A 13,073-nucleotide genomic window follows, 5' to 3' on the forward strand; every position below is an offset into this window, starting at 1 on the left:
TGCGCTACCGGGAACCGGGTGGGCGCGTGACCGAATCGCGCACCACCAGCCGGTACGGCACCACGTGGTCGGTCAACACGCGCACGCCCTCGCTGCGGCGGCGGATGGTGCGCAGCAGGATCTCGATGGCGGCATCGGCCATCGAGGCGATGGGCTGATGGATGGTGGTGAGCTCGGGCCAGACCGTCGTGGCGGCGGAACTGTCATCGAAGCCCACCACCGACAGGTCGCGGGGCACCTCCAGGCCACGCCGGTGCGCGACGGAGATCGCCGCCGCGCCCATATCGTCGTTGCTGGCCATGATCGCGGTGGGCGGCCTGGGCTGGCACAGCAGTTTCTCGGCAGCGGCCAGCCCGGAGCGGTAGGTGTAGTCGCCCTGTTCGACCAGGGCGGGGTCGACCTCCAGCCCGGCGTCGTGCAGCGCGCTGACAAAGCCGTCATAGCGCCGCGCGCTGGCGCTGAGGTCGGTGCGCCCGCAGATGAAGCCGATGCGGCGGTGACCCTGCTGGATCAGGTGTTGCGCCAATTCCCTGCCGGCGTGGAAGTCATCGATGCGCACGCAGGAAATGTCATTGCCGAGGTGACCGGGCGCGATCGCCACCACCGGGATGCCGGCCTTGACCAGCTCGGTCACCACGGGCTGCGATTCGCACAGCGGCGGCGGCAGGATGACGCCGTCCACCCGCCCGGCCAGGGCACGCGCGGCCTTGCGCTGGGCGGCGGGGCCCGGCTCGTCCCAGTAGTCGATGACCAGCTGGATGGCAGCATTGGACGCTACCCGCAGCAGGCCGACCAGCAGTTCGCGCAGGTAGGCACCGCTGGGGTCGGTGTAGATCAGTGCAATACGCGTGTGCTGCGCGGCGGCCAGCGAACTGGCGGCGAGGTTGGGCGTATAGCCCAGTTCACGCACTGCGCGCATCACGCGCTCGCGGGTGACGTCGCGCACCTTGCCTTGGTTGATCGCCCGCGACACCGTCATCGGCGACACTCCGGCCAGGGCCGCCACCTCGTCGATCGTCACGCCACTGGTCTTGCGGCGGACCGATTTCTTCGGCTTGTCCAATACGCGCTCCCGTTCTTCTCTGTGACGCTGCCGAAGCCCGCGCACGTCCGGAGCTTACAAGGTTTGCCGGCCAACCAGCGGTCCGGTCCGGATGGCGAGCGGTGTCATTGGATGTTCGCTGCCGTGCTGGCGCTGCTGGCGCTGCTGGCGCTGCTGGCCTGCATGGGCGACGCGCGCGCAGAGGATGGCCATGCCCTGTGGATGCGCTACGTTCCGCTCGAACCGGCCCTCGCTGCCGACTACCGCATCCGCCTGGGGCAGGTGGTGGCCCCTGATCACACCGCCACGCAGCGCGCCACGCGCGATGAACTGCAGCGTGGACTGGCCGGGCTGCTCGGCAGCGCTCCGCAGTTGGCAGGTACGGCAGCCACCGGCCCCATGCTGGTGCTGGGTACGCCGCAGTCGTCGGCGTTGATCGCGCCGTTGCGTGCGCAGATGCAGCCGCTGGGCGAGGAAGGCTACCTGCTCAAGCGCACACGGGTGGGCGGACGCGATGTGCTGCTGGTCGCCGCACCGCGGGATATCGGCGTGCTGTACGGGGTGTTCCATCTGCTGCGGCTGCTGCAGACGGGCGCTGCACTGGACGCCCTGAATGTGCGTCAATCGCCACGGCTCCGGCTGCGCGTGCTCAACCACTGGGACAACCTGGATGGCCATGTCGAACGTGGCTACGCAGGCCGCTCGCTGTGGGACTGGCAGACGTTGCCGGAGTGGCGCGACCCGCGCTACACCGACTATGCACGCGCCAACGCGTCCGTAGGCATCAATGGCACCGTGCTCAACAACGTCAATGCAGACGCACAGAGCCTTGCGCCGGACTATCTCGACAAAGCGGCAACACTGGCCGATCTGTTCCGGCCGTACGGCATCCGTGTCTACCTGAGTGCACGCTTCAGCGCACCCATCGAGCTGGGCGGACTCGACACCGCCGATCCGCTCGACCCGGCCGTGCAACGCTGGTGGCGGGACAAAGCCGAGCAGATCTACGCGCGCATTCCCGATTTCGGTGGCTTCCTGGTGAAGGCCAATTCGGAAGGGCAGCCCGGCCCGCAGGACTACGGCCGCTCGCACGCCGACGGCGCCAACCTGCTGGCCGATGCGCTGGCCCCGCACGGCGGCGTGGTGATGTGGCGCGCCTTTGTCTATGCGCACGACGTTCCTGCCGACCGGGCCACGCAGGCCTACAGCGAGTTCGCCGGCCTGGATGGTGCGTTCCGCACGAACGTGGTGCTGCAGGTGAAGAACGGGCCCATCGACTTCCAGCCGCGGGAGCCGTTCCATCCGCTGTTCGGGGCCATGCCGCGCACGCCGCTGGTGATGGAAGTGCAGATCACCAAGGAGTACCTGGGCTTTGCCACGCATCTGGTTTACCTCGGGCCGTTGTACGAGGAAGTGCTGCGGGCCGACACCCGCACACGCGGCAAGGGGGCCACCGTGGCGCAGTCCCTGGCCGGCATGGCCGGGGTCGCCAACATCGGCAACGACCGCACCTGGAGTGGATCGCACTTCGACCAGGCCAACTGGTACGCCTTCGGGCGCCTTGCGTGGGATCCGCGGCAATCGGCCCAGGACATCGCGGCGGACTGGGCGGCGCTGACGTTCTCGGCCGATCCCGGCGTGGTGCAGCCCATCGTCGGGATGATGATGGCCTCGCGCGAGGCTGCGGTGAACTACATGACGCCACTGGGCCTGCACCATCTGATGGCGCGGGGGCACCACTATGGTCCCGGTCCATGGGTCGATGGCGGCCCGCGCGCGGACTGGACGTCGGTGTACTACCACCGTGCGGATCACAACGGCATCGGCTTCGACCGCACCGCACGCGGCAGCAACGCCGTGGCCCAGTATTCCCCCGGCGTGGCCGAGCAGTATGGCGACCTGGCGCGGGTTCCGGAGCCGCTGCTGCTGTGGTTCCACCACGTGCCGTGGGATCACCGCATGGCCTCTGGGCGGGCGCTGTGGGACGAACTGGTCGGGCGCTATTCGCTGGGCGTACGGCAGGTGCAGGCCATGCAGGCCACCTGGGCGGGGCTGCAGGGCAAGGTGGATGCGCAACGGCATGCGCAGGTCTCGGACTTCCTGCGTATCCAGCTGCGCGAAGCACAGTGGTGGCGCGATGCCAGCGTGGCGTACTTCCAGTCGGTGAGCGGCAGACCGTTGCCCGCAGGCGAAGCCGCGCCGCCGCATCCGCTGGCCTGGTACCAGGCCCTGCAGTTTCCCTCCGCGCCAGGAGATGGCCGATGAAGCCGACGTCGTGGGTGGGATGGCTGCTGGTGGTTGCCATGGGCGGCTGCGCCACGCGTGCAGCGGCACAGGAACCAACGATGGCGCTGCTGCATCCGCTGTTCCAGGATCACGCCGTGCTGCAGCGTGACCGGCCGATTCCGGTGTGGGGCCAGGCCACACCGGGCGCCTCGGTTTCCGTGGCGTTTGCAGGGCGCACTGTCAGCACGCACGCGGCTGGCGATGGCCGCTGGCACGCAACGCTGCCGCCTGCCGCAGCCGGCGGACCTTACGAAATGTCGGTCCGCTCCGGGCATGCCAGCCAGATCGTGCGCGACGTGCAGATCGGCGATGTCTGGTTGTGTTCCGGGCAGTCGAACATGGAGCTTCCGGTGTGGCGCGCGCTTGATGCAGGCAGCGAGATCGCCTCCGCCACGGAACCGGGAATCCGCCTGTTCACCGTGCCGAAGGCGGCGGCGGTTTCACCGCAGAGTGATTTTTCCGCGTCTGTGGCATGGCGCCCCGCGTCACCGGACACCGTGCGTGACTTTTCCGCCGCGTGTTTCTACTTTGCGCGTGAACTGCGCAGGACCGTCGACGTTCCGATGGGGCTGATCCAGGCAGCGTGGGGCGGCTCGCGTATCGAGGCCTGGACCAGCAGCGATGCCCTGCGCATGCAGGGTGGCCTGGGCCCAGCGCTTGACGTGTTCGCGCTGTACGCGCGTGATCCGGCTGCGGCAAACGAACGTTGGGGCCAGCAGTGGCAACACTGGTGGACAACACGCGCCGATGCCGTCGCCGCCGATGCACCCTGGCAGCCAGGCAACGACAGCCGTGGATGGCAACGCGCACCCGCCACGCTCGGGGCGTGGGAGCGCTGGGGTGTGCCAGCGCTGGCCGGCTACAACGGCATGGTCTGGTACCGCACCCAGGTGACGCTGAGCGCCGACCAGGCAGCCAAGCGCGCACAGCTTGAGCTCGGCCCCATCGACGAGACGGACATGACCTGGGTGAACGGCGTGGCCGTGGGCAGCCAGTACGGTGCGGGCGAGCGGCGAACCTATGCGCTGCCAGCCGGATTGCTGAAAGCCGGCGCCAACACCGTGGTGATCAACGTTCTGGACACCTACGGTGAGGGTGGCCTTGCAGGGCCCGCGAGCGCGCAGGCCATCGGCCTGGATGACGGTACGCGCATCGAGCTGGATGCCCGCTGGCAGTACCGGGTGGCGCCAGGCGCACAGGCGCCGCCGCTGGCACCGTGGCACGCCGCCACGGGGCTGTCGACGCTGTACAACGGCATGATCGCGCCGCTGGGGGCCTATGGCCTGCGCGGCATGCTGTGGTACCAGGGTGAATCCAACACCGGCGACGCAACGGCATACCTCGCACGCCTGCGCAGCCTGCGTGACGACTGGCGGGGGCGGTTCGGCGCGCACACGCCGCTGCTGCTGGTGCAGCTGGCCGGCTATGGCCAGCCACCCGTGGCGCCGGTTGAAAGTGGCTGGGCGCAGGTGCGCGAGGCGCAGCGGCTCGCTGCGGCGGAAGACCCGCGCACCGGACTGGCCGTGGCAATCGACATCGGCGATGCCTACGACATCCACCCGCCGAACAAGCAGGAACTGGGCCGGCGGCTGGCGCGGGCGGCGCGCCATGTGGTCTATGGCGAGCGCAGCCTGGCGCCTGCCGGCCCAACTGCACGCGATGCATCGGTCACGCGCGCCGGCGTGCGTATCCGCTTCAACGGCGTCACCGGCGCCCTGGTCACGACCGGCGCGAACGGCCCCATCGGCTTCGAGCTGTGCGACGCCGATGCGCACCACTGCCACTACGCCGACGCGGTGTTGGACGGGCACGACGTCGTGCTGCGCAGCCCGCTGGCTGACACGGACGGGCGCGTGCGCTACTGCTGGGCCGATGGCCCGGTGTGCACCCTGCGCGACAGCAGTGGGGCGCCCGCCGGCCCGTTCGAGCTTTCCATCACCCCTGCGGAGGCTCCCTGATGCGTCTGCTGCTGGCTCCAGTACTCGTGTTGATGTCGTTGCTGCCGCAGGCGTGGGCAGTGCCGCCCGCGCCGCCGGTCTACTTCGACTGGTTCGAGTACAGCGGTCGCGACGCGGCCTTCGATGCGCCGTTGCCGGCCGGGCAATATCGCAACCCGATTCTTGCCGGGTTCCATGCCGACCCCAGCATCGTCGCCGCAAACGGGCGCTTCTATCTGGTCAATTCCAGCTTCACCTACTTCCCGGGCATCCCGGTGTTCGAAAGCGTGGACCTGGTGCACTGGAAGCAGATCGGCAATGTGATCGACCGACCGTCGCAGCTGGACTTCGACGGACTGGGCGTGTCGCGCGGCATCTTCGCACCGGCCATCAGTTACCACGACGGCATGTTCTACGTGGTCACCACGGCTGTCGACAGCGGCGGCAACTTCATCGCTACCGCCCGTGATCCTGCCGGCCCCTGGTCGGACCCGCACTGGCTGCCTGGCATCGACGGAATCGATCCGTCATTGTTCTTCGACAGCGACGGCACCGTGTATCTGCTCAACAACGATGTACCGCCCGGCCCGCCACGTTACGAGGGCCACCGTGCCATCTGGATGCAGCAGATGGATCTGGCGACCTTCACCCCGGTGGGGCCCCGCAAGGTGTTGATCGACGGCGGGGTGGAGCCGGCCAGCAACCCGATCTGGATCGAGGGGCCGCACATCTACCAGCGCGATGGCTGGTACTACCTCTCCGATGCGGAAGGCGGCACCGGGCCGCAACATTCGCAGGTGGTGCTGCGCAGCCGTGATGTGTGGGGGCCCTACGTGCCGTATGCGGGCAATCCGATTCTCACCCAGCGCGACCTGCCCGCCGACAGGCCGTTGCCGATCACCAATGCCGGGCATGCGGATCTGGTGGAGGGGCCGGACGGCTCATGGTGGGCGGTGTTCCTTGCCAGCCGCAACTACGACACGCGCCACTACAACACCGGACGCGAGACCTATCTGCTGCCGGTGCAATGGCGTGACGGCTGGCCGGTGATCCTGCCGGCCAACCAGGCCATTCCGTATGCGGCCAGAGCGCCCTCCTGGATGCAGGGCGAAGCGTCGCAGGCGCCGTCCACCGGCAATTTCACCGAACGTGACGAATTCGATGCGCCGGCACTCGGCAGCGGCTGGCTTCGCGTGCGCATCCCCAAGCAGCCGTGGGCGGACCTGCGCGAGCGACCGGGGGCCTTGGCCGTGCGTCCGCTGGCGGAGAACCTGGACACGCTGCGCAACCCCGCGTTCCTCGGCCGGCGCCAGCAGCACCTGCGCTTCGAATCCAGCACGGCCATGAGCCGGCCGGCGGCGGGCGTGGCCGCAGGCCTGGCTGCTTTCCAGAGCGAGACCCACTGGTATTTCCTTGGCGTGCGCAGCCTTGGCAGTGACCGCGTGGCGGTCTTCCTGGAAGCGCGCGACGGCGGCGGTGTCACCCGCACCCTGGCAACGCGCCAGGCAACGGCAGCGACGTCGCTGCGTCTGAAGATCGCCGGTGACGAAGGCCGCTATGCGTTCGCCTTCGACAGCGGCGACGGGCGTGGCTGGCAGACACTGGCCGATGACGTGGACGGAACGGTGTTGAGTACGGATCGTGCAGGCGGCTTCGTCGGCGCCCTGCTGGGACCATTCGCGCGCGACGAGCGTGCATTGAGGAGCAAATGATGACGCGCACTCCCATCTTCCGCACGCTGGCCCTGTGCGCTGCCATCGCGCTGGCGGGCACGGGTTACGCAGCCGAGCCCGCGCCCTGGCTCGACACCTCGGCCAGCTTCGAAAACCGCGCCGCTGCCCTGGTCGCACGGATGACCCTGGAGGAGAAGGCAGCGCAGATGCAGAACGCCGCGCCCGCGATCGAGCGCCTGGGCGTTCCCGCCTACGACTGGTGGAACGAAGGCCTGCATGGCGTGGCGCGGGCAGGGCAGGCCACCGTGTTTCCGCAGGCCATCGGCCTGGCGGCCACCTTCGATGTGCCGCTGATGGGGCAGGTGGCCAGCACCATCAGCGACGAAGCCCGTGCCAAGCACCACCAGTTCCTCCGTGAGGGCTCGCATGGCCGCTACCAGGGGCTGACCTACTGGTCGCCGAACATCAACATCTTCCGCGACCCGCGATGGGGCCGTGGCCAGGAAACCTACGGCGAGGACCCGTACCTCACCGCCCGCATGGGCGTGGCCTTCGTGCACGGCCTGCAGGGCGATGACCCGGTGTACCGCAAGCTGGACGCCACCGCCAAGCACCTGGCCGTGCATAGTGGCCCCGAGGCCGACCGCCACCACTTCGATGCGCGCCCGAGCAAGCGCGACCTGTACGACACCTACCTGCCCGCGTTCGAGGCGCTGGTGAAAGAGGGGCAGGTGGACGCGGTGATGGGCGCCTACAACCGGGTGTACGGCGAGTCCGCCAGCGCCAGCCGGTTCCTGCTGCGCGACGTGCTGCGCCGCGACTGGGGCTTCAAGGGCTACGTGGTGTCCGACTGCTGGGCCATCGTCGACATCTGGAAACATCACCGGATCGTTCCAAGCCGCGAGGCGGCTGCCGCGTTGGCGGTCCGCAACGGCACCGAACTGGAGTGCGGCCAGGAATACGCCACGCTGCCGGCGGCAGTACGGCAGGGCCTGATCAGCGAGGCGGAGATCGACGATGCGGTGACCCGCCTGTTTGCCGCGCGGATGCGGCTGGGCATGTTCGACCCACCCGAGCGCGTGCGCTGGGCGCAGATTCCCGCGTCGGTCAACCAGGCTCCGGCGCATGATGCGCTGGCCCTGAAGGCCGCCCAGGAATCGCTGGTACTGCTGAAGAACGATGGCGTGCTGCCGCTGTCGCGCAACCTCAAGCGCATCGCCGTGATCGGTCCCACGGCCGATGACACCATGGCACTGCTCGGCAACTACTTCGGCACCCCGGCCGCGCCGGTCACCCTCCTGCAGGGCATCCGCGATGCCGCCAAGGGAATCGAGGTGAGCTATGCACGCGGCGTGGACCTGGTTGAAGGGCGCGACGATCCCAGCGCTACACCCTTGATCGAAGCGACCTACCTGCGCCCGTCGGCTGACTCGCCGGAGCGCGGGCTGCGCGGCGAGTACTTCCGTACCGCCGATCTTTCCGGTACTCCGGCCCTGGTCCGCACCGATGCCCAGATTGGATTCCGCTGGGATCGGGGTTCCCCGACCGACAACCTGCTGGCCCGTGGTGAAGCCGCACCGGGGCAGGGCATCCCGAGCGATGGTTTCAGCATCCGCTGGACCGGCCAGTTGCTGCCGCCCGTCTCGGGGCGCTACCGGATCGAGGCGGCCGCCGACGATGGTTTCCGCCTCTACGTGGACGGCAAGCGGGTGCTTGACCACTGGGCCAACAGTGATCGCCTGCACGGCGATGGCGTGGACCTGGACCTGCAGGCCGGCCGCGCCTATGACCTGGGGCTTGAGTACTTCGACGCCGAGCGCGATGCCGGCGTCCGCCTGGGGTGGCGCATGCCCGGTGCCAAGCCGCCGTTCGAAGCGGCACTGGAGGCCGCGCGCAACGCCGATGTGGTGGTGTTCGTGGGCGGCCTCACCGGCGATGTCGAAGGCGAAGAGATGAAGGTCAACTACCCGGGCTTCGCCGGCGGTGACCGTACCGACCTGCGCCTGCCGGCGCCCCAGCGCTCGCTGCTGGAAGCGCTGCATGGCACCGGCAAACCGGTGGTGATGGTCCTCACCGGCGGCTCTGCCATGGCGGTGGACTGGGCGCAGCAGCATCTGTCCGCCATCCTGATGAGCTGGTATCCCGGGCAGCGCGGTGGCACTGCCGTCGGCCAGGCGCTGTTTGGCGACGTCAATCCAGGCGGGCGCCTGCCGGTGACCTTCTACAGGGCGGACGAGGCGATGCCGGCCTTTGACGACTACACGATGGAAGGGCGCACCTACCGCTACTTCCGCGGTACCCCGCTGTATCCGTTCGGGCATGGGCTGTCGTACACCCGCTTCGACTACGGCAGGCTGCAGCTCGATTCAACGCGCATCGCCAACGACGGCACACTCAAGGTGCAGGTCGAGATCGCCAACACGGGCAAGCGCGCCGGCGACGAAGTGGTGCAGCTGTATGTGCGACGGCTGCAGGCCGGGCCCGGCGACGCGCGCCAGACATTGCGCGGCTTCCAGCGTGTGCACCTGGCCGCTGGCGAGCGGCGCACCGTGGTGTTCGACCTGGAGGCGCAGCACGCCCTGCGCCACTATGACGACGCGCGCGGGGGCTATGCCGTGCCGGCGGGCGCGTACGAGGCATGGGTGGGCGGCTCCAGCGCCGACATCCGCGCGAAGGCCGGGTTCACCGTGGAGACCAACCGTGACTGATGCGCGCCGCATGGAAAGCACCGGGCACACGCTGTCCATCCGGGAGAAGCTCGGCTACAGCCTGGGCGACCTGGCCGCCAACCTGATCTTCCAGACGCTGATCACCTACCTCGCGTTCTTCTACACCGATGTGTACCGGCTGCCGCCCGCCACGGCCGCCACGATCATCTTCGTGATCGGCGTGCTCGGTGCCTTCGTGTTCACCCCGTTGATCGGCATCGCCGCCGATCGCACGGTCAGCCGCTGGGGCAAGTTCCGGCCGTGGATCCTGTGGACGGCCATTCCCTTCGGGGTGCTGTCACTGCTGGCCTTCAGCACGCCCGACCTGGCGCCGCGCGCCAAGGTCGTCTACGCCCTGGCCACCTACGGCCTGTTGATGCTCGTGTATGCGGCCAACAATCTGCCGTACTCGGCACTCAGTGGCGTGCTCACCGGCAGCATGGCCCAGCGCAACAGCCTGTCGGCCTACCGCTTCGTGGCGGTGATGATCGCGCAGTTCATCATCCAGGTCCTGCTGCTGCCGCTGGTGCTGATCCTCGGCGACGGCGACCGGGTGCTGGGCTTCGAGCGGGTCATGACGGTATTTGCGGTGCTGGGAACGGTGTTCTTCCTGATCACCTTCGCCACCACGCGCGAGCGCATCGTACCGGCGAAGGAACAGACTGCCGGGGTGCTGCAGGACCTGTCCGACCTGCTGCGCAACCGCCCGTGGAAGGTGATGCTGGCGCTGACCATCCTGGTCTTCATCAACCTGTCGCTGAAGGGCGGCACCTACGTCTACTACTTCCAGTACTACATGAGCGAGGCCGCCCTGGCGGGCTTCCTGGACAGCTCCGGCTTCAACCGCTTCATCGGCGCCGTCAACGCGGCACTCAACGGTCTGGGCCTGGCCGGCTTCGCCTGGCCGAAGGATCCGGCAACATCGGCCTTCAGCCTGTTCAACGCCTGCGGCATCGTCTGCATGATCCTGGGCATCGGCGTGTCGCGCCGCCTGGCCGACCGTTTCGGCAAGCGTGATGTCTTCGGCGGTGCCTTGCTGGTGTCCACCGTATTCCTGCTGGCGTTCTATTTCTTCCCGCCCACGGCGGTTGCCGTGGCCTTCGCTGCCTTCATGCTGCACGGATTCTGCTACGGCATCACCATCCCGCTGCTGTGGGCGATGATCGCCGACGTCGCCGACTACTCCGAATGGAAAAACCATCGCCGTGCCACCGCCATCGTCTTCTCGGCGATGCTGTGTGGCCTGAAGATCGGGCTCAGCATCGGTGGCGCGCTGGTCGCTGGCATCCTCGCCCATCACGGCTACCAGGCAGGCGCACCGCAGCAGCCCGAAGCCGTGGTGGACGGCATCCGCCTGACGGTGAGCGTCTACTGCTCCTTGCCGTTCCTGGCTGCGGTAGCGCTGCTTTTCCTCTACGAGATCAACAAGCGCATGGAGACCCGCATCGAGCAGGACCTGCAGTCGCGGCGCCAGGGCAGCGATCTGCAGCAACTGGCAGCACACGCCATCTCCCAGCCGCTGGTAAGCCACATCTACACGGCCGACCCTTCGGCCCATGTGTTCGAGGGGCGGCTGTACATCTATCCATCGCACGACATCGACAGCGGCGCCCCCTTCGACGATGAGGGCGGCCACTTCGGCATGCAGGACTACCACGTACTGCGGATGGACACGCCGGAGGGCGAGGCCACCGATTGCGGCATGGCGCTGCATGTGCGCGACGTGCCCTGGGCCAGCCAGCAGATGTGGGCACCGGATGCCGCCTCCCGCGATGGCCGCTATTACCTGTACTTCCCGGCCAAGGACGCGCACGGCAGGTTCCGCATCGGCGTTGCGGCGGCGGATCGGCCGGAGGGCCCGTTCACTCCCGAACCTGAACCCATCGAGGGCGCGTACTCGATCGACCCGGCCGTGTTCGAGGACAACGACGGTACGCACTACCTCTGTTTCGGTGGCATCTGGGGTGGCCAGCTGCAGAAGTACCGCGACAACCGCTACGACCCGGCGCATGAAGAACCTGCCGGCGAGGCGCCGGCACTGGGCCCGCGTATCGGGCGACTGGACGCCGGCATGACCCGGCTTGCCGAACCCACCCGGGAGATCGTCATCCTGGACGAGCACGGGCAGCCGCTGCGCGCCGACGACCATGCACGTCGCTTCTTCGAAGGGCCGTGGCTGCACAAGTATCAGGGCCGGTATTACCTGTCGTACTCCACGGGTGATACGCACCTGCTGTGCTATGCCACCAGCGACAGCCCGTACGGGCCGTTCACCTATCGCGGCGTGATCCTCACCCCCGTGGTGGGCTGGACCACCCATCACTCCATCTGTGCGTTCCAGGGGCGGTGGTACCTGTTCTATCACGACGCGTTGTTGTCTGGCGGGGTCACCCACCTGCGTTCGGTCAAGTGCACACCGCTGCACATGGAAGCAGACGGCAGCATCCGGACGATCCATCCCTATGGCACCTGAGCCGACATCGCCCAAGGATGATGCGCAGGCGGCACTGCCTGCCGGCCCACTGCACTGGTTGCGGGCAGGCAGGCTGGAGGTCGCGCTTGCACCGGAAGCCGGTGGCCGCATCGCCCAACTACGCTGCGACGGTGTGGACTGGCTCGTCGGCGAACATGACGCCCGGCAGGCAAGCATTGCGTGGGGGTGCTATCCCATGCTGCCCTGGGCCGGGCGCATCCGCCACGGGCGCTTCGCCTTCGACGGCAGGCCCTATCAGCTGCCGGTGAACTTCGGAATGCACGCCATCCATGGCGTCGGCTTCTCACGGCCCTGGCGCATCGACCGCCTTGAACCGGACGGCGCCTTGCTGTCGCTGGACCTCCCTGAGGAGGCCTATTGGCCCTTCGGGGGCAGGGCATCGCAGCACCTCCTCGTGCAGCCCGACCGCCTGAAGCTGCGCCTCGCGGTGCAGGCCGGTGCCATGGCAATGCCAGCCGTGCTTGGCTGGCACCCCTGGTTCCGCAAGCCGGAGCGACTGCTGTTCGCACCCAGCGCGATGTACCCGCGCGACGGGGAGGGTATCGCCACCTTGCCCTGCGTGCAGCCAACGCAGGGGCCGTGGGATGACTGCTTCATCAACCAGGCCGAAGTGACGCTGGTTGCCGCCGGCCAGCGGCTGCGGCTGAGCGCCGACACCGATCACTGGGTGGTCTACGATGGGGCAGCGCACGCCACCTGCGTCGAGCCGCAGACCGGCCCACCTGATGGATTCACCCTGGCGCCGACCCGGTTGCAGCCGGGACAGCAGCTGGAACTGAACTTCGAGCTGCGTTGGGAGATCGGCAGCGATGACGATCTGGCTGGCGCCGGCGCCGGCTGATCACATCTCCGCAGTAGAAGCCAGGAACTCCCCCCGGCTGTTCCGCTGCATCGAATGCCTGCCGGCCCTTCTGTTCTTCGCATCCGCCGGGC

The 13,073-nt window shown here is 68.2% G+C and carries 7 protein-coding genes and 1 pseudogene; 7 read left to right on the top strand and 1 reads right to left on the bottom strand.

The window, feature by feature from the left end; all coding sequences use genetic code 11:
• Positions 1-4: 4 nt before the first annotated feature.
• Positions 5-1,063 carry a LacI family DNA-binding transcriptional regulator gene (locus TEP_RS09300; protein WP_132825088.1) on the bottom strand — a complete coding sequence of 353 codons (1,059 nt, stop codon included), beginning with the start codon at positions 1,061-1,063 and terminating at the stop codon, positions 5-7.
• A 111-nt stretch (positions 1,064-1,174) separates the two neighbouring features.
• Between TEP_RS09300 and TEP_RS09305 the strand changes: the two genes are divergently transcribed.
• The 7 genes and pseudogenes from TEP_RS09305 (at position 1,175) to TEP_RS09330 (ending at position 12,981) form a co-directional block, all read left to right on the top strand.
• Positions 1,175-3,307: an alpha-glucuronidase family glycosyl hydrolase gene (locus TEP_RS09305; RefSeq protein ID WP_132825089.1), complete on the top strand. Its 2,133-nt coding sequence runs from the start codon at positions 1,175-1,177 to the stop codon at positions 3,305-3,307.
• Positions 3,304-5,286 (top strand): sialate O-acetylesterase, encoded by a 1,983-nt coding sequence (locus TEP_RS09310; protein WP_132825090.1) that lies wholly within the window; start codon positions 3,304-3,306, stop codon positions 5,284-5,286. Before TEP_RS09305 ends, TEP_RS09310 begins: the two co-directional genes overlap by 4 nt.
• On the top strand, positions 5,286-6,977 hold the full coding sequence (locus TEP_RS09315) for a glycoside hydrolase family 43 protein (RefSeq protein ID WP_132825091.1): 1,692 nt from the start codon (positions 5,286-5,288) through the stop codon (positions 6,975-6,977). The genes TEP_RS09310 and TEP_RS09315 overlap by 1 nt, the downstream gene beginning before the upstream one ends.
• The gene (locus TEP_RS09320) at positions 6,974-9,646 is read left to right on the top strand and encodes a glycoside hydrolase family 3 protein (protein ID WP_132825092.1); all 2,673 of its coding nucleotides are present in this window, start codon (positions 6,974-6,976) and stop codon (positions 9,644-9,646) included. Before TEP_RS09315 ends, TEP_RS09320 begins: the two co-directional genes overlap by 4 nt.
• A 10-nt stretch (positions 9,647-9,656) precedes the next feature.
• Positions 9,657-11,129, top strand: a pseudogene (locus TEP_RS19910) (MFS transporter); the annotation flags it as partial.
• Positions 11,103-12,119: a glycoside hydrolase family 43 protein gene (locus TEP_RS19915; RefSeq protein ID WP_343134002.1), complete on the top strand. Its 1,017-nt coding sequence runs from the start codon at positions 11,103-11,105 to the stop codon at positions 12,117-12,119. The pseudogene TEP_RS19910 and the gene TEP_RS19915, both read left to right, overlap by 27 nt.
• The gene (locus TEP_RS09330) at positions 12,109-12,981 is read left to right on the top strand and encodes an aldose epimerase (protein ID WP_132825094.1); all 873 of its coding nucleotides are present in this window, start codon (positions 12,109-12,111) and stop codon (positions 12,979-12,981) included. Before TEP_RS19915 ends, TEP_RS09330 begins: the two co-directional genes overlap by 11 nt.
• Positions 12,982-13,073: the final 92 nt, after the last annotated feature.

It is taken from the genome of Stenotrophomonas sp. TEPEL (assembly GCF_004348785.1).
In the GTDB taxonomy this organism is placed as follows: domain Bacteria; phylum Pseudomonadota; class Gammaproteobacteria; order Xanthomonadales; family Xanthomonadaceae; genus Stenotrophomonas; species Stenotrophomonas indicatrix.

Coding starts and splice junctions, on each gene's coding strand:
- TEP_RS09305 (WP_132825089.1), top strand. CDS start 1,175: ATGTTCGCTGCCGTGCTGGCGCTGCTGGCGCTGCTGGCGCTGCTGGCC.
- TEP_RS09310 (WP_132825090.1), top strand. CDS start 3,304: ATGAAGCCGACGTCGTGGGTGGGATGGCTGCTGGTGGTTGCCATGGGC.
- TEP_RS09315 (WP_132825091.1), top strand. CDS start 5,286: ATGCGTCTGCTGCTGGCTCCAGTACTCGTGTTGATGTCGTTGCTGCCG.
- TEP_RS09320 (WP_132825092.1), top strand. CDS start 6,974: ATGATGACGCGCACTCCCATCTTCCGCACGCTGGCCCTGTGCGCTGCC.
- TEP_RS09330 (WP_132825094.1), top strand. CDS start 12,109: ATGGCACCTGAGCCGACATCGCCCAAGGATGATGCGCAGGCGGCACTG.